16 protein-coding genes are annotated in these 21258 nt (G+C 69.4%); 12 read left to right on the top strand and 4 right to left on the bottom strand.

Features of this window, described 5'->3' with window-relative positions; genetic code table 11:
• Nucleotides 1-217: 217 nt before the first annotated feature.
• From mptB to QH276_RS32335, 4 genes are all read left to right on the top strand, one after another.
• Nucleotides 218-1939: a polyprenol phosphomannose-dependent alpha 1,6 mannosyltransferase MptB gene (mptB, locus tag QH276_RS32350; RefSeq protein WP_432278649.1), complete on the top strand. Its 1722-nt coding sequence runs from the start codon at nt 218-220 to the stop codon at nt 1937-1939.
• Nucleotides 1936-2868: an ABC transporter ATP-binding protein gene (locus QH276_RS32345; protein ID WP_280399489.1), complete on the top strand. Its 933-nt coding sequence runs from the start codon at nt 1936-1938 to the stop codon at nt 2866-2868. Before mptB ends, QH276_RS32345 begins: the two co-directional genes overlap by 4 nt.
• Nucleotides 2869-3112: 244 nt before the next feature.
• Nucleotides 3113-3904, top strand: coding sequence for an ABC transporter permease (locus QH276_RS32340; RefSeq protein ID WP_280399488.1), 792 nt, complete (start codon nt 3113-3115; stop codon nt 3902-3904).
• A 110-nt stretch (nt 3905-4014) separates the two neighbouring features.
• A complete protein-coding gene (locus QH276_RS32335; protein WP_280399487.1) occupies nt 4015-4989 on the top strand; it encodes a COX15/CtaA family protein in 975 nt (324 codons plus the stop codon).
• A gap of 21 nt (nt 4990-5010) precedes the next feature.
• Here the strand turns inward: QH276_RS32335 and QH276_RS32330 are convergent, their stop codons facing one another.
• Nucleotides 5011-6243 carry a PucR family transcriptional regulator gene (locus QH276_RS32330; protein ID WP_280399486.1) on the bottom strand — a complete coding sequence of 411 codons (1233 nt, stop codon included), beginning with the start codon at nt 6241-6243 and terminating at the stop codon, nt 5011-5013.
• A 153-nt stretch (nt 6244-6396) separates the two neighbouring features.
• Nucleotides 6397-6747 (bottom strand): hypothetical protein, encoded by a 351-nt coding sequence (locus QH276_RS32325; RefSeq protein ID WP_280399485.1) that lies wholly within the window; start codon nt 6745-6747, stop codon nt 6397-6399.
• Between the two features lie 115 nt (nt 6748-6862).
• Between QH276_RS32325 and QH276_RS32320 the strand changes: the two genes are divergently transcribed.
• Nucleotides 6863-7828: a quinone oxidoreductase family protein gene (locus tag QH276_RS32320; RefSeq protein WP_280399484.1), complete on the top strand. Its 966-nt coding sequence runs from the start codon at nt 6863-6865 to the stop codon at nt 7826-7828.
• 16 nt (nt 7829-7844) lie between these two features.
• On the opposite strand, the gene QH276_RS32315 is transcribed toward QH276_RS32320, so the two are convergent.
• Complete coding sequence (locus QH276_RS32315; RefSeq protein WP_280399483.1) at nt 7845-8453, bottom strand: TetR/AcrR family transcriptional regulator; 609 nt, start codon at nt 8451-8453, stop codon at nt 7845-7847.
• 96 nt (nt 8454-8549) lie between these two features.
• Between QH276_RS32315 and QH276_RS32310 the strand changes: the two genes are divergently transcribed.
• A complete protein-coding gene (locus QH276_RS32310; protein WP_280399482.1) occupies nt 8550-9992 on the top strand; it encodes an FAD-dependent monooxygenase in 1443 nt (480 codons plus the stop codon).
• A gap of 253 nt (nt 9993-10245) precedes the next feature.
• Here the strand turns inward: QH276_RS32310 and QH276_RS32305 are convergent, their stop codons facing one another.
• Complete coding sequence (locus QH276_RS32305) at nt 10246-11235, bottom strand: heme o synthase (RefSeq protein WP_432278648.1); 990 nt, start codon at nt 11233-11235, stop codon at nt 10246-10248.
• Between the two features lie 397 nt (nt 11236-11632).
• Between QH276_RS32305 and tkt the strand changes: the two genes are divergently transcribed.
• The 6 genes from tkt (at nt 11633) to QH276_RS32275 (ending at nt 20946) form a co-directional block, all read left to right on the top strand.
• Nucleotides 11633-13774 (top strand): transketolase, encoded by a 2142-nt coding sequence (gene tkt, locus QH276_RS32300; protein ID WP_280399481.1) that lies wholly within the window; start codon nt 11633-11635, stop codon nt 13772-13774.
• A 6-nt stretch (nt 13775-13780) separates the two neighbouring features.
• Nucleotides 13781-14977: a transaldolase gene (gene tal / locus QH276_RS32295; RefSeq protein ID WP_280399480.1), complete on the top strand. Its 1197-nt coding sequence runs from the start codon at nt 13781-13783 to the stop codon at nt 14975-14977.
• A 5-nt stretch (nt 14978-14982) separates the two neighbouring features.
• The gene (gene zwf / locus QH276_RS32290) at nt 14983-16557 is read left to right on the top strand and encodes a glucose-6-phosphate dehydrogenase (protein WP_280399479.1); all 1575 of its coding nucleotides are present in this window, start codon (nt 14983-14985) and stop codon (nt 16555-16557) included.
• Complete coding sequence (gene opcA / locus QH276_RS32285) at nt 16554-17468, top strand: glucose-6-phosphate dehydrogenase assembly protein OpcA (protein ID WP_280399496.1); 915 nt, start codon at nt 16554-16556, stop codon at nt 17466-17468. Before zwf ends, opcA begins: the two co-directional genes overlap by 4 nt.
• Nucleotides 17455-18213 (top strand): 6-phosphogluconolactonase, encoded by a 759-nt coding sequence (pgl, locus tag QH276_RS32280; protein WP_280399478.1) that lies wholly within the window; start codon nt 17455-17457, stop codon nt 18211-18213. Before opcA ends, pgl begins: the two co-directional genes overlap by 14 nt.
• A gap of 402 nt (nt 18214-18615) precedes the next feature.
• A complete protein-coding gene (locus QH276_RS32275) occupies nt 18616-20946 on the top strand; it encodes a thiamine pyrophosphate-dependent enzyme (RefSeq protein ID WP_280399477.1) in 2331 nt (776 codons plus the stop codon).
• Nucleotides 20947-21258 lie beyond the last annotated feature (312 nt).

The raw sequence follows: 21258 nt of genomic DNA, 5'->3' as shown, positions 1-21258 counted from the left end.
CCGGCCGGCCCGATTGCCCTTCGCTGCCCGTTGCCGCCGGGAGAATACCGGAGCGGGGACACCGGCCGGCCGGTAGCTGGACAGTGCCTCCACGCCCCCGCCTCCGTATGCGCCGGCACCGGACGGGCGTCCCGGGGGTCCGCACGCGGCGACGCGGTGCACGATGTGCCGCGGGCCGGGGTCCGCGGGCGACTCCGGCGAACTAGTGTCGATGGCCGTGGCAGGACAGACAGGCGCCCCCGGCGCATCGGCGTCGCGCGCGCAGCGGGCACGGAAACTGGTGCGGCGCGCGCTCGGGCTGGATGTCCCGGCCCCGGATCACACCATCGCGGTACTGCACAGCGACGAATCCGAGGTACCGGGTCTCGATCGGCGCGAACGCCGCCAGCTGGACCGCATCCGGTTGATGGGCGCCACCGGTACCGTCCTGATGGCGATCAGCGCGCTCGGCATCGGGGCGCAGCCGGTGCATCAGAATCCCACCTCGGGGATGCGGGTGCTGGGTATCTTCGCGCGGGCCCATACCGGGTCGCTGGCCATGTGCATGGTCGGGACGGTCACCGTGGTGCTGGCCTGGTTGCTGCTCGGCCGGTTCGCCGTCGGCGGTTTCGGCGGGTCGCCGCGGCACCGGCTCACCCGGCGCCAGCTGGACCGCACCCTGCTGTTGTGGATCATCCCGCTCTGTGTCGCGCCGCCGATGTTCAGCAACGATGTGTACTCCTATCTCGCACAGAGCGAGATCGCGGCGCGCGGTATCGACCCTTATCTGGAGGGACCGGTCGCCGGGCTGGGAATCGACAATGTGCTCACCAACAACGTGCCGAATATCTGGCGCGAGACCCCGGCGCCCTACGGGCCGCTGTTCCTGTGGATAGGTCACGGGATCGCCGAGGTCACCGGGGACAACATCCTGGCCGGGGTGTGGGTGCACCGGGTGCTCGCGCTGGCGGGGGTCGCACTGATCGTCTGGGCGCTCCCCCGGCTGTCGATGCGTTGCGGGGTCGCGCCGGTGAGCGCATTGTGGCTGGGAGTCGCCAACCCGCTGGTGCTGTTCCACCTGGTCGGCGGCGTGCACAACGATGCGCTGATGCTCGGCCTCATGCTGGCCGGCCTGGAATTCATGCTGCGGGCGATCCACGGACTGCCCGGCGACGGCGGGCCGCCCCCGTGGGACGCGCGTTGCTGGGGACTGCTGATCGGCGGGGCGGTCACCATCAGTTTGTCGTCGTCGGTCAAGGTCACCTCGATCATCGCCCTGGGATTCGCCGGGATGGCGCTGGCGCGGCGCTGGGGTCCGGGGGTACGCCCGGTGATCGCCGCCGCGGCCTTGCTCGGTGCCGTCGCGGCGGTGACGACCCTGGTGATCAGCACCGCCAGCGGACTCGGTTTCGGCTGGCTGAACACCCTGAACACGGCCAGCGCGGTACGCAGCTGGATGTCGCTGCCCACCGCGCTGGGCATCGTCACCGGATTCGGTGGCGTCCTGCTCGGCCTGGGCGATCACACCACCGCACTGTTGAGCATCACCCGCCCGATCGCCGCGGTGGTGGCCGGTTTCATCACCGTGCGCATGCTCATCGCGACCTGGACCGGCCGTATCCACCCGGTGGGCGCGCTCGGGGTGTCACTGGGCGCGATCGTGCTGCTGTTCCCCGTGGTGCAACCGTGGTATCTGCTGTGGGCGATCGTGCCCATGGCGGCCTGGGCGACCCGGCCGGTCTTCCGGATTCCGGCCATCGGAATCTCCGCGGTGGTCAGTGTGATCCTCATGCCGCGGGGGGCCGATCTCGAGGTGTTCCAGATCGTCGGGTCCGCGGTCGCCACCGTGATCGTGTCCGTGCTGTTCATCGTGGTGACCCGGAACGCCCTGCCGTGGCGCGCGCCGGAGGGGGTGTCGGCCCCGTCACAGCCGGCCGGGGCATACGGTGTGACCTCGTGACCGCTTCCCGTGTACCCGCCGTCCAGGTGGACCACGTCGCCAAGAAGTATGGCGAAACCGTCGCGGTGGACGGTGTCGGTTTCACCGTCGAACCGGCGCAGGTCTTCGCCCTGCTCGGGCCGAACGGGGCCGGCAAGACCACCACGGTGGAGATGTGCGAGGGCTTCGTGCGCCCGGACTCCGGAACCGTCCGGGTACTCGGCCTGGACCCCCGCGCCGATTCCGAACGCCTGCGCGGCCGGATCGGCGTGATGCTGCAAGGCGGCGGCGCGTATCCCGGGGCACGTGCCGGGGAGATGCTCGATCTGGTGGCCTCGTATTCGGCGAACCCCCTCGACCCCGAGTGGTTACTGGATGTGCTGGGGCTGTCGGACAGCCGCCGCACCCCGTACCGGCGGCTGTCGGGCGGCCAGCAGCAACGGCTCTCACTGGCGTGCGCGCTGGTGGGCCGGCCGGAGATCGTCTTCCTCGACGAACCGACCGCGGGAATGGACGCCCAGGCCCGGATCCTGGTGTGGGAGCTGATCGATGCCCTGCGCCGCGACGGGGTGAGCGTCCTGCTGACAACACATCTGATGGACGAGGCCGAGGAACTGGCCGATCATCTGGTGATCATCGATCACGGCCGGGTCGTGGCCTCCGGTACGCCGGCGGAGGTCACCGCGCACGGTGCGGCCGGGCAGCTGCGCTTCGCCGCGCCACCGAAACTGGATCTCGAGCTGCTGCAGCGGGCGCTGCCGGAGGGTTTCGCCCCCACCGAGACCAGCCCCGGCTCGTATCTGGTGGAGGGGGAGATCAATCCGCAGGTGCTGGCGACGGTGACCGCTTGGTGTGCGCGGGTGAATGTGCTGGCCACCGATATCCGCATCGACCAGCGCCGGCTCGAGGACGTATTCCTGGAGCTCACCGGCCGGGACCTGCGCCCATGATGCTGCGATCCCCGCTCCCGCCGCAATTGCCCGCAGTCGGCACCGTGGACGATATGCGCTGTCAGTCCGCAATTCCCGGACTCCGGCCGGCCGCTCGGCAGGGCGCCGATGAGGCACGACCGCCGCATTCGCTCCGGCCGCTGCCCACCGCATTCATCCGCTCCGAAGGAGATCTCGTGATGCGAAACCTCCGCCAACACTCGGGTCGCCGCCGGCCGCAGCTTGCCGTTCGGAGGGAGGCCGTATGACCGAACCGGATCTCACGGCCAACCGGTTCGCACCCGGCACCTTCGCGCCCGGACCGCGGCCGGCGCCGCGGGCGGCCATGCTGTTCGCGCAGACGCGCCTGGATCTCGTGCTGCTGTTGCGCAACGGGGAGCAACTACTGCTCACCATGTTCATCCCGATCACCCTGCTCATCGGGCTCGCGCTGCTGCCGTTCGGTGATATGGGACCGGACAAGATCGACAAGATCGTGCCGGCCGTGATGATGGTGGCCGTGATGTCGACCGCCTTCACCGGTCAGGCGATCGCCGTCGGATTCGACCGCCGCTACGGCGCGCTGAAACGGCTGGGCGCCACTCCCCTGCCGCGGTGGGGCATCGTCGCCGGAAAGAGCGGGGCGGTCCTGCTGGTGGTGATCCTGCAGGCCGTGCTGCTCGGGCTCATCGGGGTCGCGCTGGGCTGGCGGCCGAGCCCGGCCGGGCTCGCCCTGGGCGCGCTGCTGATCGCGCTGGGGACCGCCACCTTCGCGGCGATGGGGCTGCTGCTGGGCGGCACGCTGAAGGCCGAGGTCGTGCTCGCGCTGGCCAATATCCTCTGGTTCGTCATGCTGGGTATCGCCAGCGTGGTGTTCGCCTCCGAAGAACTGCCCGAGATAGTGCACACCCTGGTCCGGCTGGTGCCCTCCGGGGCCTTGGCGGTCGCCCTGGAGCACGCCCTCAGCGGCGGTGTCGATTGGCTGGGTGTGGTGGTCCTGCTCATCTGGGGCACCGCCGCCGGACTCCTCGCGGCCCGCTGGTTCCGCTTCGAATAGAAGCCCGCTCTTCCCCGCACACAGCGGCGCCGCAGGCACCGCACAACAAGCACGACACGTTGTAGTAGTCCGGGTGTGGGCGGGTTCGGGGCGCCCGCTACCATCGTGACGTGCTGTATCGCGCGTTCCTGCGAGTCGTGGACCGGCTCCCGTTGCCCTCCCGGCGTGTCCAGTTGCTGATCGCCCTGTCGGTACTCGGCACCCAGGCCGGGATCGCGGTGACCGGTGCGATCGTGCGGGTCACCGCCTCCGGGCTCGGCTGCCCCACGTGGCCGCAGTGCTTCCCCGGTAGCTTTACCCCGGTCGGGGTGTCGGAGGTGCCGGGAATCCATCAGGCGGTGGAGTTCGGCAACCGGATGCTCACCTTCGTGGTGACGTTGTGCGCCGCCCTCATCGTGCTCGCGGTGACCCGTGCCCGGCGGCGCCGGGAGGTGCTGGTCTATGCCTGGCTCATGCCCGCGGGCACAGTGCTGCAGGCGATCATCGGCGGGATCACCGTGCTGTCCGGGCTGCTGTGGTGGACCGTCGCTCTGCACCTGCTGGCCTCGATGCTCATGGTGTGGGTGGCCGCGGTGATGTGCGCGAAGGTCGCCGCGCCGGACGACGGTGTCGATACGGTCCGGGCGCCGGCGCCGTTACGCCGGCTCACCGCGCTGAGCGGTGTGGCGTTGGCGGGCGTACTGGTCGCCGGCACGCTGGTCACCGCCGCCGGTCCACACGCCGGGGACAAGAGCATCGAACGTCCGGTGGCCCGCCTCGAAATCGAGATCACCACCCTGGTGCATCTGCATTCGCAGTTGCTGATCGGGTACCTGGCCCTGCTCATCGGGCTGGGTTTCGGCCTGTACGCGACCGGGATCACAAAACCGGTCCGGGATCGCTTCTTCGTCCTGATCGCTCTTGTCCTGGCGCAGTCACTGGTGGGGGTCGTGCAGTACTTCACCGATGTCCCCGCGGCCCTGGTGGCAATCCACGTCGGTGGCGCCGCACTGTGTACCGCGGCCACCGCGACCCTCTGGGCCTCGCTGCACACCCGCGAACGCCTCCCCGTCGGCACGCCGGAGCACAGGGCACAGCTGGCCTGACTGGGGGTGAGACCGCGCCGGTCAGGCGTCGATGGGGCGCGTCCGGTAGCTCCGGGCCACCAGCGCCGAGGTGAGATACCACAGCCCCGTGGGTATCGCCGGATCGTAGCCGGTGAGCAGGCGCACCCGTTTGAGGCGGTAGTCCAGGGTGTTGGTGTGCATATGCATGAGCCGGGCGGTGCGCTGCCGGTTGAAATTGTTGGCGATGTGCTGGCGCAACGTCTCCAGTAGCTCGGGATGATCGTCGAGCGGATCCAGGATGGCGCTCAGATGCTCCCGGGCAGGGCCGGGCCGGGTGATCTGGAATTCCAGGGCGAGATCGGAGAACCGGTGCAGCCCGCCGCCGTCGGTGATCCGCGAGACGATATCGAGTAGTTCGTGGGCCCGGTCGGTGGCATCGGGGATATCTGCGGTCTCCGCGGTGACCAGGGTGGCCGTGACCGCGACCTGCGCGGCCTGCGACAACCGGATGATCAGTTCGTCGAGGGATTCGTCGGGGAACGCGTGCGCGGGCAGCAGTACCGTCCCGCCGTCGATGCTGAGCAGCGACAGCGCCCGCTCCCCGCAGCTGCGGGCCAGTTCGGCCTGCACCCGGCGCAGTTTGCGCCGGGCTACGATGCGGCCGTCCACCCGCGGCGCGGATTCGTCCGGATGCGGCGGCAGCGCCAGCGCCAGCACCTGATACGACTCGGCGATCTCGATCCCGCATTCGCGGGCCATGGTGGCGGTGCTGTGCCCGCCCAGTAGCGCGGAGGTCAGGGTGTGCACGGCGGTGTGGTGTTCGGAGACAACTCCGCGGTATTCGCCGACATAGGCCAAGGCGACTTCCGAGGTGATCGTGTCGAGGATTTCCAGCATCCGGCGGGCGGTCGCAACGAGCGACGCCGAATCGGCCGGGCCGGCGGTGGACATGATGCGGTCGAATCCGAGTTTGAAGCCTTCGTGGATGGCGTGGTTGATGGTGTCGATCGGAATACCCTCGCGGGCCCATTCGGCCGCGGCCTCGCGCACCTTCTCGATCTCCTGCGGGAGTTCACGGCCGTCGAGGCGGCTGAGAGTGAGTTCGAGGCACAGGCGGGTCACCGCGGTGACATCACCCTGTAGCGCATCGCCGGGCAGCGTCCCGCAGGGCGCCACGTTCTCGACGAAATGACCGACCATCTGACGGGAGAGGGACGATACATCGCGGAGATGGTTCGAAATCGGACGGCCGGACACCGTAAGTCGGGTACGGGTCGGACTACTGACCGTCATATCGGCTCCTTACTACCCCCGGGCTGACGCTCGAGCCCTAACGGTAGCGTGAAGCTGTTACTCGCCAGTAGGTTTTGGCCGGGAATCTGTTCTCGCTACCTGACGTGCGGGCCCGCGGCCTGTGAGCATGCACAGACCGGCGCCCGCGACCGTTCATCGCTCGTTGCGCGCCGCGGGAAAGCGGGTCTGCTTCGCGACCCAGCCGGCCATCTTCGCCCAGTGCCCCGCACGCGGTGTGGTCCTGGCCACCAGATCCCGCTCCCAGCCGTCGGCGGCGGTCAGTCCGTCGACAGCGTCGATCACTGCCTGCGCGGTGGCGGTATCGGCGACCATCCGGTCGCCCAGGATGCCGTCGGCGCCGACCAGCGTGACCCGGACGCCCCGGCGACCCACCGGCTGCGGTACGGCCTCGGCCGAACCACCGTGCGCGGCGACGAATTTGCGTACCGAGTCGACGATCGCCTTGGGCGCGCGAACGGTGGTGATAGCGGTGTCTGCACTCATATCCCGGAGTTTACCGGCGAGTAAGACCGCCCTCCGGAGACCTCCTGCGGGGGGCCGCCGCGCTGTCCCGCGGACCCGCGTACCGGCCACCGGGGCGCCGGTGTAGAACTGGACCATGCGCGCCATCCAGGTAGACCGGCACGGTGGTCCGGAGGTACTGACCCTCGCCGAGGTTCCCGATCCGTCACCCGGGCCGAATCAGCTACTGGTCGAGGTCGACGCCATCGGGGTCAATTTCATCGACACCTATTTCCGCACCGGCACCTACCCGAGGCCGGTGCCCTATATCCCCGGCTCCGAGGGCACCGGGGTGGTCACCGAGATCGGCGCGAACGTCACCGCGTTCGCCGTGGGCGACCGGGTGGCCTGGGCCGCCGGGCCCAGCAGTTACGCGCCGCGCACGGTCGTCGACGAAGCGGTCGCGGTCGCGGTACCCGAAGGAGTCGATCCACCCGTCGCCGCCTCGGCGCTGCTACAGGGTATGACCGCCCACTATCTGATCGAATCCGTCTACCGGCCCGAGCCGGGTGAGACGATCCTGGTGCACGCGGGCGCCGGCGGGGTCGGACTACTGCTCACCCAGTTGGCGGCTGCCCGCGATATCCGGGTGATCACCACCGTGTCGTCGGACGAGAAAGAGGCATTGTCGCGTGGTGCGGGCGCCTGGGAGGTATTGCGCTACGGCGACGATCTCGCCGACCGGGTCCGCGAACTGACCGGTGGCACCGGGGTGGCCGCGGTCTACGACGGGGTCGGCGCGGCGACCTTCGACGCCAGCCTGGCCTCCTTGCGTATCCGCGGCATGCTGGCGCTGTTCGGCGCGGCCAGCGGCCCCGTCCCGCCCGTGGACCTGCAGCGGTTGAACGCGGCGGGTTCGGTCTTCGTGACCCGGCCCAATATCGCCCACTACACCCGCGATCGCGCCGAGTTGGATTGGCGCGCGGGCGATATCTTCGAAGCCGTCGCCGACGGTTCGCTCACCGTCCGGATCGGCGCGACCTATCCGCTCGCCGACGCCGAACAGGCACATCGGGATCTGGAGAGCCGCAAGACGACCGGTTCGATCGTCCTGCTGCCCTGACCCGGGCCGGGCGCGCTCAGTAGTCGCGCCCGGTCAGCCCGCGATAGACGAAACGGGTCAACCCCTCGACCGCCTCGGTATCGGTCAGCTCGAGCGAGCCTTCGTCGACGGCGGTGTGCAGACCCTGCGCCAACAGGAAGATCATCGCCAGACTGGCGTCCGGGGTGCTGGGTAGCCGTAACCCTTTCGCCACCAGCCCGTCGAGATGGTCGGCAATATCGAGCCGCTGGTCGGCGCCGAATTGCGCCATTTCCCGGCCGAACTCCTCGTTGACCAGCGCCGCCTGGTTGACCGCCCGCAGTACAACGGCGTGCTCGCGGGCGAACTGCCAGAACGCGGCGAGATGGAAGCGGACGGCCTCGGGGTCGCTGAAATCCGGATTGTGGTCCGTGTGCCCGGCTTGTTCGTCGCCGGCCGCGCCGAGATCGGCCATCAGCGCGCGCAGCAGGTCTTCTTTGCCGGCGAAATGGTTGTAGAACGATCCGGCCGCCCGCCCCGCCGCGGCGGTGATATCGGTGATCTTGGTGTTCAGATATCCGCGTTCGGCGAAGAGCTGCCGCGCGGCGGCCTTGAGCGCCTGTTCGGTTTCCTCCGCGCGTTCTCGCCGGCTCGATCCCACCTCCACACCTCCTTGACACGGCAACCTACCAATACCAATACTGAATTCGCATTCAGTGAATCGGCATTCAGTCAGAGCGTATCTGCTCGGTCAGGAGTTTCCGTGTCCTCTCCCGTTCTCGTCGCCGGCGCCGGTCCCGCCGGGCTCACCCTCGCCATCGAACTGGCCCGCCGGAACATCGCGGTCCGAATCGTGGACCGCGCCGCCGAATTCGCCACCGGCTCCCGCGGCGACGGCATACAACCGCGGACACTGGAGGTTTTCGATGATCTCGGGGTGCTCGACGCCGTCCACGCCGCCGGCGCCCCACCCGCGGTGACCAGGGCCTATATCGGCGGGCAGCTGATGGGTGAGCACCGGATGAGCGAACGGGTAGACCCCACTCCGGGGACTCCCTATCCGAACCCATGGGTGCTCGGCCAGGCGGACACCGAGGCGATTCTGCGCGCGCGGCTGGCCGAATTGGGGGTCCGGGTGGAACGGGATACCGCGCTCGAATCCTTCGGCCAGGATTCCGGCGGCGTGACCGCCCGGCTCGTGGGTCCGCACGGTCCCGAAACCGTACGAACGCCCTATCTCGTCGGCGCCGACGGCGGCGGCAGCACGGTCCGCAAAACCCTCGGCATCGCCTTCACCGGTTCGACCGACGAGTCGTTCCGGATGCTGCTCGGTGATATCCGCGCCGACGCGCTCGACCACGATTTCGGCTACTGGTTCGCCACCGCCGGCAATCCCATGGACGGCGTCGCCCTGTCACCACTGCCCGGTGGCGCCCATTTCCAGTTCGCGGCACCGCTGACCGGCGATACCGGCGCCACCGACCTGGCGAACTTACAGAACCGGCTCGACAGGTTGGCCGGCGATGCGCGGATTGTGCTGTCCGACCTGTCCTGGGCCACCGTCTGGCGACCCAATATCCGGCTCGCCGAACGTTTCCGGGTGGGCCGGGTCGTGCTGATCGGCGACGCGGCCCACGTACACCCGCCGACCGGCGGGCAGGGTATGAACACCGGCATCCAGGACGCCTACAACCTGGGCTGGAAACTGGCGGCCGCGCTGGACGGCGACGAGGATCCGCTGGACACCTACGAAGCGGAACGGCGCGCCGTGGCGGCCCGGGTGCTCGGCATCAGTACCGAATTGCTCGGCAAACTGACCGCCGGCGCCGAGGACGCGATGAAGCGTGGCACCGAGACCCACCAGCTCGACATCACCTACCGCGACCCCGCCGACCCGCGCCGCTTCGCCCCCGGCGACCGGGCGCCCGACGCCCCGTTGAAGAACGCCGCGGGAAAACCGGTGCGGCTGTTCGACCTGTTCCGGGGCCCGCACGCGACGCTACTGTGTTTCGGGTCCCCCGGTGAGACGACGGCCGTTGCCGGCACCCGCGTATGCGTTGTGGTCCGCCCTGGGACACCGGCCGCCGAGGGAGCGTTCATCGACGTCGACGGCCACGCCCACGCGGCCTACTGCGCCGACGGCGCGACCCGCATCCTGGTACGGCCTGACGGATATGTCGCCGCGATCGACCGGTCCCCGGCTTGAAACCCGGTCACCGCCGGTGCACCCGCCTGTCAGCGGTGGTCTCGTATCACGCGCTCGGCGTTCTCGGTGACCACGAAGGACCGAGCGAGGCCGCGGCTCCGACCGTGAACGGACGCCATGTCCGGGCCCCGTGGGAAACGGGCCGCGGCACGCCGCTCACGGGCCCGGCCGACCTGTGGCCCCGCGGCGTCGCCGGCGCCGACCGGCTCTGCGGTCCGCCGGTGGGGTCCACCGGCGGAGCACGCAGCTGCGGTCAGCCGAAGAACACTTCGCCGAGGGTGGTCCAGCCGAGGACCGAATCGACGGCCAGACCGCAGAACACTACGGCGAGGTAGTTGTTGGACTGCAGGAACAGGCGCAGCGGCTTCACCGATTCACCCCGCCGCACACCCGAGTAGAGCTGATGCGCCATGAGCAGGAACCAGGCGCCGGCGACCAGCGCCACCGCCGCGTAGATCACCCCGGTCGCCGGGACCAGCGCGAGGGTGGTGAGCACCGTGAGCCAGGTGTACACGACAATCTGTTTGGTGACGGCCTGTTCGGTGGCCACCACCGGCAGCATCGGGACCCCGGCGGCCCGATAGTCCTCCTTGTAGCGCATGGCCAGCGCCCAGGTATGCGGCGGGGTCCAGAAGAAGATCACGCCGAACAGGGCCACCGCCGGCCAGCCGATGGTGCCGGTGACGGCGGACCACCCGACGAGCGCGGGCATACAGCCCGCGGCCCCGCCCCACACGACGTTCTGGGAAGTGCGGCGTTTCAGGCCGAGGGTGTAGACGAAGACATAGAACAGGATGGTCGCGACCACGAGCACACCGCTGAGCAGATTCGCCTGCCACCACAGCCACGCGAACGAGCCGATCCCCAGGGCGACACCGAACACGAACGCGTGCGAGGTGGGCACGGCGTCGCGGGCCAGCGGTCGTTTGGCGGTCCGCTTCATCACCTTGTCGATATCGGCATCGGCCACGCAGTTCAGCGTGTTCGCGCTCGCCGCGCCCATCCAGCCGCCGAACAGGGTGGCCAGGATGAGCCGGATGTCGACCTGACCGCGATCGGCCAGCAGCATGGTGGGAATGGTGGCCACCAGCAGCAGTTCGATGACGCGCGGTTTGGTGAGCGCGATATAGGCCAGCGGACGACGGGCGATCCGGGCGAGTGCCGCGCTGCCGAGGACGCGGTCCGCGGGTGCCGGCGCGGAATCGTGGGCGCCGCCGACCCCCGTGTCATGACCGATCCGCACTGTCTCTCCTCGCACACTGTCAACGGACGCAGCCGGACACCGACACGCTCGCAGCCACACCGGCCGGAGCGGAGCCGGAGGCCGCTGCGCATCGCATCCGGTTCGCGGGCGAGCAGCGCGCGGCTGCGACGCGGCTACTACTACACACGATGGTAGACCCACGACCGGTGCGCCCCGCCGCTCGCCCCTGCGACGTCGCGCACACGCCTGGTGACACGACCCGCACCGGCCCGCGGGACCGGCGCGTCCGGCTTGGCCGGGGGTCGTGCACGAGGGCGGCCCGGCGCATCTAGGGTATGAGGGTGTATGCGGCGTCACCGTCACCCCGCCGTAACCGGTTCGCCGCCCTGCCCGCCACCCTTTTCGACGCCTCGAAAATGTCAGGAGAAACACGGTCGTGTCAGTGACAGACGACATCCGCGCCCTCACCCAGCCGAACCTCCCGGACGACTGGACCGATCTGGACACCAAGGCCGTCGATACGGTCCGGGTCCTGGCCGCCGACGCCGTCCAGGCCGCGGGCAACGGCCACCCGGGCACCGCGATGAGCCTGGCCCCGTTGGCGTACACGCTGTTCCAACGCACCATGCGGCACGACCCCGCCGACCCGGAATGGGTCGGGCGCGACCGGTTCGTGCTCTCCTGCGGCCACTCCAGCCTCACCCTCTACATCCAGCTGTACCTGGCGGGTTTCGGGCTGGAACTCGACGATCTGAAGAATCTCCGCAAATGGGGTTCGCTGACCCCGGGCCATCCGGAGTACCGGCACACCAAGGGCGTGGAGATCACCACCGGCCCGCTGGGCCAGGGTCTGGCATCGGCGGTGGGTATGGCGATGGCGGCCCGCCGGGAACGCGGCCTGTTCGATCCGGAGGCCGCGACCGGCACCAGCCCGTTCGACCACCACATCTACGTGATCGCCTCCGACGGCGATATGGAGGAGGGCGTCACCTCCGAGGCCTCCTCGATCGCGGGCACCCAGCAGCTGGGCAACCTGGTGGTGATCTACGACGACAACAAGATCTCCATCGAGGACGACACCACCATCGCGTTCACCGAGGACGTCGCGGCCCGCTACGCGGCCTACGGCTGGCATGTGCAGGTGGTCGAGGGCGGCGAGGACGTCGTCGCGATCGAGGCCGCGCTGGCGGCGGCGAAGGCCGAAACCGGTAAACCGTCGCTGATCCTGCTGCGCACCATCATCGGCTATCCGGCACCGAACAAGATGAACACCGGCGCCGCGCACGGGGCCGCTCTGGGCCCCGACGAGGTGGCCGCCACCAAGCGCGCCCTGGGTTTCGATCCCGAGCAGACCTTCCAGGTCGCCGACGAGGTCATCGCGCATACCCGGAAGGCCGCCGAGCGCGGCGCGCGGGCGCACGCCGAGTGGACGGTCGAATTCGACGCGTGGGCCCAGCGCGCCCCGCAGGGCAAAGTATTGTTCGACCGGCTGTTCAACGGTCAGCTGCCCGACGGCTGGACCGACGGCCTGCCCACCTGGGAACCGGATGCGAAGGGCCTGGCCACCCGGAAGGCCTCGGCCAAGGTGCTCGCCGCGATCGGCCCCGCGCTGCCGGAGCTGTGGGGCGGTTCGGCCGACCTCGCCGAATCCAACAACACCACCATCCCGGATTCGCTGAGCTTCGGCCCGGAAGCCATCTCCACCGGGATGTGGAAGGCGAGCCCGTACGGCCGCACCCTGCATTTCGGTGTGCGCGAGCACGCGATGGGGTCGATCCTCAACGGCATCGCGCTGCACGGCCCGACCCGTCCCTACGGCGGCACCTTCCTGGTGTTCAGCGACTACATGCGCCCGGCGGTGCGGCTGGCCGCGCTCATGCGGGTGCCGGTGACCTACGTCTGGACCCACGATTCCATCGGTCTCGGCGAGGACGGCCCGACCCACCAGCCGATCGAACATCTCGCCGCGCTGCGCGCCATCCCCGGCCTGTCGGTGGTACGCCCCGGTGACGCCAACGAAACCGCCTACGCCTGGCGCACGGTGATCGAGAAGCACAGCGGTAAGCACAACTCGCCGTTCGTCTCCAGCGATGCCGTCGGTACCGGCGGCCCGGCCGCGCTGGCGCTGACCCGGCAGGATCTGCCCGTGCTCGAGGGCACCAGCCTGGAGGGTGTGTCGAAGGGCGGTTACATCCTCGCGGAAGCGTCCACCGGCGTACCGCAGGTGATTCTCATCGGCACGGGATCGGAGCTGCAGCTCGCGGTCGCCGCGCGCACTACCCTGGAGGAGCAGGGCATCGGTACCCGGGTGGTCTCGATGCCGTGCGTGGAATGGTTCGACGCGCAGGACAAGGCATATCGCGACGAGGTGCTGCCGCCGGCGGTGGCCGCCCGGGTCGTGGTCGAAGCCGGTATCGCCATGCCGTGGCACCGGTTCACCGGCGACGCGGGCGAGATCGTATCGATCGAGCATTTCGGCGCCTCGGCCGACTACAAAACCTTGTTCCGCGAGTTCGGCTTCACGCCGGAGGCTGTCGTGGCCGCTGCGCAGCGCACGCTCGACAATGTGAAGGGATAAGGGTTCATGGCACAGAACGAGAACATCGCGGCCCTGGCCGCGGCCGGGGTGTCGGTGTGGCTGGACGATCTGTCACGCGATCGGATCAACTCCGGCAACCTCGCCGAACTGATCGCCACCCGCGGGGTCGTCGGGGTCACCACCAACCCGACCATCTTCCAGGGCGCCCTCAGCAAGGGTCACGCCTACGACGAGCAGGTCCGGGAACTGGCCGCCCGGGGCGCCGATACCGAGGCCGCCATCCGCACCATCACCACCGACGATGTCCGCGCGGCCTGCGATGTGCTGGCCCCGGTGTTCGAGCGGACCGGCGGTGTGGACGGCCGGGTCTCCATCGAGGTCGATCCGCGGATGGCCTTCGACGCCGACAAGACCGTGGCCCAGGCCGTCGAACTGTGGAAGATCGTCGACCGGCCGAACCTGTTCATCAAGATCCCGGCCACCGAGGCGGGCCTGCCCGCGATCACCGCGGTCATCGAGGAGGGCATCAGCGTCAACGTGACCCTGATCTTCTCGGTGCAGCGCTACCGCTCGGTGATGGGCGCCTACCTCGACGGGCTGCGCAAGGCCCGGGTCGCCGGGCACGATCTGGCGAAGATCCATTCGGTCGCGTCGTTCTTCGTCTCCCGGGTCGACACCGAGATCGATAAGCGGCTCGAGGCGATCGGCACGCCGGAGGCACTGGCTCTGCGCGGTAAGGCGGGCGTCGCCAATGCCCGGCTCGCCTACGCCGAGTACCTGGACGTCTTCGGTTCCGGTGGCGCGCACGCCTCCACCTACAGCCATCTGGCCTCCGCCGGCGCGAACCGGCAGCGGCCGCTGTGGGCATCGACCGGGGTGAAGAACCCCGAGTACCCCGATACGCTCTATGTCACCGAGCTGGTCGCCGCGAATACGGTGAACACGCTGCCGGAGCAGACCCTCGAGGCCGTGGCCGATCACGGTGAGGTGCGCGGGGATACGATCTCGGGGACCGCCGACGAGGCGGCCGGGGTCTTCGAGCAGCTCCGTGCGGTCGGGATCGATCTCGACGATGTTTTCGCCGTCCTCGAACGCGAGGGTGTGGACAAATTCGAGAAGTCGTGGGAGGAACTGCTGGAAGCCACCACGGCCGAACTGCAGTCTGCAGTATCGACGGCGTCCTCCGCGGTTACGCAGGCTACCGCCTCCGGGCCCAATGCTACGGACGCAGGAGGTAACTGACCCCGATGGCCGGCGCTCCGGAGAGCACAGAGACGGCATCCGGCACCGCGTGGCGTAACCCGCTGCGCGACAGCCGGGACAAACGGATACCGCGTATCGCGGGCCCGTGCAGCATGGTGATCTTCGGTGTCACCGGAGATCTCTCCCGGCGCAAGCTCATGCCGGCCATCTACGATCTGGCGAACCGGGGGCTGCTGCCCCCGGGTTTCGCGCTGGTCGGTTTCGCCCGCCGGGAAATGTCGGACGGCGATTTCGGCGATATCGTGCACGACGCGGTACGCGCGCACGCGCGCACCCCGTTCCGCCAGGAGGTCTGGGACCATCTGGCGGAGGGATTCCGGTTCGTGCAGGGCACCTTCGAGGACGACGAAGCCTTCGCGCGTCTCGCCGAGACCTTGGCCCGGCTCGACGCCGAACGCGGCACCGGCGGTAATCACGCGTTCTACCTCTCGATTCCGCCCGATTCCTTCCCGGTCGTCCTCGATCAGCTGCACCGGCATCAACTCACCCGCCAGCACACCGAGCAGGGGCCCGCACCGTGGCGGCGGGTGGTGATCGAGAAACCGTTCGGGCACGATCTGGCCAGTGCCCGCGAACTCAACGCGCTGGTGAACCGGGTGTTCCCCGAGGAGACGGTATTCCGGATCGACCACTATCTCGGCAAGGAGACGGTGCAGAACATCCTGGCGCTGCGTTTCGCGAACCAGTTGTTCGATCCGATCTGGAACGCCAACTACGTCGACCACGTCCAGATCACCATGGCCGAGGATATCGGCCTCGGCGGCCGGGCCGGCTACTACGACGGGATCGGCGCCGCCCGCGATGTGATCCAGAACCATCTGCTGCAACTGCTCGCGCTCACCGCCATGGAGGAGCCGATCAGCTTCGAACCGCGGCAGTTGCAGATGGAGAAGATCAAGGTCCTGTCCGCCACGAAATTGGTGGAGCCGCTCGACGAGACCACCGCCCGCGGGCAGTACGCGGCCGGCTGGCAGGGCGGCCAGGAAGTGGTCGGACTGCTCGACGAGGAGGGTTTCGATCCGCAGTCGAGGACCGAGACGTATGCCGCGCTGACCCTCGAGGTCGATACCCGCCGCTGGGCGGGAGTCCCGTTCTATCTGCGGACCGGTAAACGCCTGGGGCGGCGGGTCACCGAGATCGCGGTGGTGTTCAAACGAGCCCCCCATCTGCCCTTCGACCAGACCATGACGGAAGAGCTCGGCGAGAACGCCCTGGTGATCCGCGTGCAGCCGGACGAGGGCATCACCATGCGCTTCGGCTCGAAGGTGCCCGGCTCGTCCATGGAAGTCCGCGACGTCAATATGGATTTCAGCTACGGCGAATCGTTCACCGAATCCTCCCCCGAAGCCTACGAACGGCTCATCCTCGACGTCCTGCTCGGCGAACCCTCCCTCTTCCCGGTCAATGCGGAGGTCGAATTGTCCTGGCGCATCCTCGATCCCGTGCTCGCCCACTGGGCGTCCGACGGGAAACCCGAACAGTACGAGGCCGGGACCTGGGGCCCGGATTCCGCCGCCGAGATGCTGGCCCGCACCGGCCGGGAATGGCGGCGGCCGTGATCATCGATATTCCCGACACCACCACCGGCGCCGTCACCAAACGCCTGGTGCAGCTGCGTGAGAGCAACGGCGTGATCACCATGGGCCGGGTACTGACCCTGGTCGTGTGCACCCTGGACAGTTCCGAGGCCGAGGAGGCGATCGACGCCGCCAACGATGCCAGTCGCGAACATCCTTGCCGCGTGGTGGTTCTCGCGCGGGGCGACCGGTTCGCGCCGACCCGGCTCGATGCGCAGATCCGGGTGGGCGGCGACGCCGGTGCCGCCGAGGTGATCGTGCTGCGCCTGCAGGGCGAGTTGATCAGCCACGAGAGCAGCGTGGTCATTCCCTTCCTGCTGCCGGACACCCCGGTGGTCGCGTGGTGGCCGCGGGGCGCCCCGGAGTTCCCGTCCAAGGACTCGGTCGGCCGGCTGGCGACGCGGCGTATCACCGATGCCACCTTCGCCCCCGACCCGCAGGCCACCATCAAGAAACGTCAGGATTCCTACGCGGCGGGTGATTCCGATCTGGCGTGGAGCCGGATCACCTACTGGCGGGCGCTGCTCGCGGCCGCCATGGACGAGCCGCCACACGAACCGGTGGAATCGGTGACGGTATCGGGGCTGCGGGAGGAACCGGCGCTGGACATCCTGGCGGGCTGGCTCGCCGGGCGGCTCGGCTGCCCCGTGTACCGCAAGACCGGCGAGCTGAAGGTCGAGCTGCACCGGCCGACGGTGTCCATCGCCATCGCCCGCCCGCAGACGGGTGTCACCGCGACGCTCACCCGCACCGGCGAGCCCGAACAGCGGATCGCGCTGGCCCGCCGGGAAACCCGCGACTGCCTGGCGGAGGAATTGCGCCGCCTGGACGCCGACGAGATCTACGCCGAAGCGCTGACCGGAATCGAAAGGGTGACCTATGACCACCAGTAGTGACTCGAGTTTCCCCGCCGCCACGGTGGACGTCCACCCCGACAGCGATGCGCTGACCACGGCCGCTGCCCGGCGGTTCGTCGATATCGTGGTCGCCGCGCAGGCCGAACGCGGTAGCGCGTCGGTCGTGCTGACCGGCGGCGGCACCGGGATCACGCTGCTGGAGAAGGTGCGCGCCGCACCGGGCGGCATCGATTGGCCGAATCTCGACATCTTCTGGGGTGACGAGCGTTTCGTGCCCGCGGGTGATCCCGAGCGCAACGAAGGGCAGGCGCATCGGGCCCTGCTCGACCACGTCCCCGTGGACCCTGCCCGCGTGCACACCGTCGCCACCTCCGACGGCGAATACCCGGATCCGGTCGAGGCGGCCGCCGAATACGCCACCACGATCCGCGCCCACCTGGCCGCGCACGGCGATTTCGACCTGCATCTGCTGGGCATGGGCCCCGACGGGCATATCAATTCGCTGTTTCCCGGGCATACCGACACCATCGGTGAGCAGCACGAACCGGCGGTCGCGGTGACCGATTCCCCCAAACCGCCCCCGGTCCGGGTCACCCTGACCTATCCGGCGATCCGCCGCTCCAGGCATGTGGTCCTGGTGGTCTCGGGCGCCAACAAGGCCGAACCTGTCGCCGCCGCGCTGGCCGGCGCCGACCCACTCGAGATCCCCGCCGCGGGCGCCCACGGCACAGAGTCCACCACCTGGATCGTGGACCGGGACGCAGCCGCCGCGCTGCGCTGAACCGGCCGCCGGACAACGGTCGCCGTCGGTACCGAACCACTCGCAAGCCCACCACCGCGACGTCCGATCGCGAGTACCGGACCCACGGATCGACATCATCGCCCACGGCGCCGGGCTACCCTCCTGGTTGTCCGCAACATCGCCGACCCGGCACCCGACGGACTACACACGGACCTCCGGCTCGGGGGTGGCGGGCCGAAGTCGCTTCCGCGATCGGCATGCACCGCGGCCCCGGTGGCGCATTCGGTGCGGCGCAGGCGAATCTGCGCGCCGCGGCAGTGGCTCTCCCGCCACGGGTCGGGCAGCGGGCAGGATCGGTGCCGTTGCAAGCCCGCGACTTGCCGCGGCGGAACACCGGAAGCTCCCGCGCACTCGACTTAGGCTCGTCGGGGTGAGGGTCCGGTGAATATCGACGAAGCCGAAGAACGGTTCCGTGCCGAGATCGCGCAGCTGCGTCCGGCCGCGGCGCGCGAGCGAGCACTTGTGCCCGGACTCCCCGATACCGACTGGGCCGGCCTGTTCACCGCGCAGGTACTGAGCAGGCAGGCCGATCTGGCGGCACGGCGGCTCGGCGCGAGCGGCCAGGGGTACTACAGCATCGGATCGTCCGGGCACGAGGGCAACGTCGCCTTGGCCGCCGCGAGCCGCGTCACCGACCCGGTACTGCCGCACTACCGTTCCGGGGCGTTGTTCGTGGAGCGGGTGCGTCGCGCCGGGCGCCCGGATCCCGTGCGGGACCTGCTGTTGGGTGTGGTCGCCGCCGCCGCGGATCCGATCTCCGGCGGCCGGCACAAAGTGTTCGGTAGTGCGGCGGCCCATATCATTCCGCAGACCTCGACGATCGCGTCCCAGCTGCCGCGCGCGGTGGGCCTCGGGTTCGCGATCGATCGCGCCGCCCGGCTCGGTCTCGACTGCCCGTGGCCGGCGGACGCGGTGGTGGTGTGCGGTTTCGGTGATGCCTCGGCCAACCATTCCACGGCGACGGGTGCGATCAATACCGCGGTGCATACGGCATATCTCGGTGTGCCGGTGCCGGTGCTGTTCGCCTGCGAGGACAACGGGATCGGGATCAGTGTTCCCACACCGCCGGAATGGATCGAGAACGCCTACGGTCATCGGCCGGGTCTGCGCTATTTCGCCGCGGACGGTTGCGATCTCCGCGATGCGGTCAGCACCGCCACCGCGGCCGTCGCATGGGTCCGCGAGACTCGGCGGCCGGCGTTTCTACGGTTGCGTACCGTCCGGTTGTTCGGGCACGCCGGTTCCGATGTGGAATCCGCCTATCGCGACAGCGCCGCGATCGCCGCCGATCTGGCCCGCGACCCGGTCACCGCCACCGCGCGGATGCTGGTCACCGCGGGGTTGTGCACTCCGCAAGAAATACTCGCGCACTACGACACCCTGGCCGGGCAGGTGGCCGCCACCGCGGAAGAGGTATGCCGGGAGCCGAAACTCGGCTCGGCGGCGGAGGTGATCGCGCCTCTCTCGCCACACCACCCCGACTCGGTGCGCGCCGACGTGGTGCGCCCGGGCCTCGCGCGGAGGCCGCGGGGATCCGATTCACCGGCAGCCCGGCCCGTGCGCACGGAATATGCCGCAGCCGAGGGCCAGGGGGTGATTCGGGAGCCCGTGAACCCGGCCGCCCAGGCCGCCGGCCGCGCGCCGCTGGCGACGCCCGATACGCCGGCCGAGGCGGCGCCGGCGGATGCGGTGACACTGGCCCAAGCTCTGAACCGGACCCTCGCCGACCTGCTCGCCCGCGACCCCGACGTCCTGGTTTTCGGCGAGGATGTCGGGCGCAAGGGTGGCGTGTACGGGGTCACCAAAGGGCTGCGGCAGCGATTCGGCGCGCGCCGGGTATTCGACACCCTGCTCGACGAGCAGAGCATTCTCGGCACCGCCCTCGGCGCCGGCCTCGCGGGTTTCGTCCCTGTCCCCGAGATCCAGTATCTGGCCTATGTGCACAATGCCTTGGACCAGTTGCGGGGCGAAGCGGCCACCCTGTCGTTCTTCTCGGCGGGCCGTTACCGCAATCCGATGGTCGTGCGGATCGCCGGGTACGGCTACCAGAAGGGGTTCGGCGGACATTTCCACAACGACAATTCCGTGGCCGCGCTGCGCGATATCCCCGGCATCGTGGTGGCTTCGCCCGCCCGCCCCGACGACGCAGCGGCCGTGCTCCGAACCTGCGTTTCCGCGGCCCGGGTGGACGGCCGGGTCTGCGTCCTCCTCGAACCCATCGCGCTGTATCACAGCCGCGACCTGTACGAACCCGGTGACGGGCAGTGGGCGACTCCCCGCACCGAAACCCATGTTCCCGTCGGGCAGGCCCGCGTGTACGGCGCGGGAACGGATCTGACGATCGTGGCCTTCGCCAACACGGTCCCGATGAGCCTGCGAGTCGCCCGCCGGCTCGCCCAGCGTGGGTTCGGCGTCCGTGTCCTCGACCTCCGCTGGCTGGCCCCGCTACCCCGCGACGATCTGCTGCGGCACGCCGAAGCCACCGGCCGCGTCTTGATCGCCGACGAAACCCGGCACAGCGGCGCAGTCAGCGAATCGGTGTGCACGGCACTGGTGGATGCCGGGTACACCGGCGTGCAGTCCCGGGTGACCAGTGCGGACAGCTTCGTCCCCCTCGGGCCTGCGGCCGCCTCGGTCCTGTTGAGCGAAGCCGATATCGAAGCGGCCGCCTACCGATTGCTCGCCGGACCCGGTCCTCTTCCGTCCCGGTGAATCGTTGGCCGACTCTGCCGCATCCCGTGCGTCCGCGGCGCGGGCTGTCGCCCGGCCCTCGCACAAGGGACTTCTCCGGCGCGGAGAGATGGTCCGGCACGAACTGCCGCGCAAGGGCATTCCAGGACTGACGGATCCTCCGGCCCGCCCCCCTCCGTGGCTGTTCGAATCTCGATGCCCCCCCCCCGCCGCCGGGTCTCCGCCCGGCGTGGTCATCCCGGCCAGGATCTGCGCGAGCAGGGTCTGCGGCTGGATCTCCTTGAGTGCCTGATACGAGGAGAACGAGGCGCCGCGCGCCGATTGATACTGCCC

The sequence above is a fragment of the Nocardia carnea genome (genome assembly GCF_029869215.1).
Taxonomy (GTDB): Bacteria; Actinomycetota; Actinomycetes; order Mycobacteriales; family Mycobacteriaceae; genus Nocardia; species Nocardia carnea_B.
The sequence above is the reverse complement of the archived record's forward strand: the minus strand, read 5'-3'. Positions and strand labels throughout refer to the sequence as shown.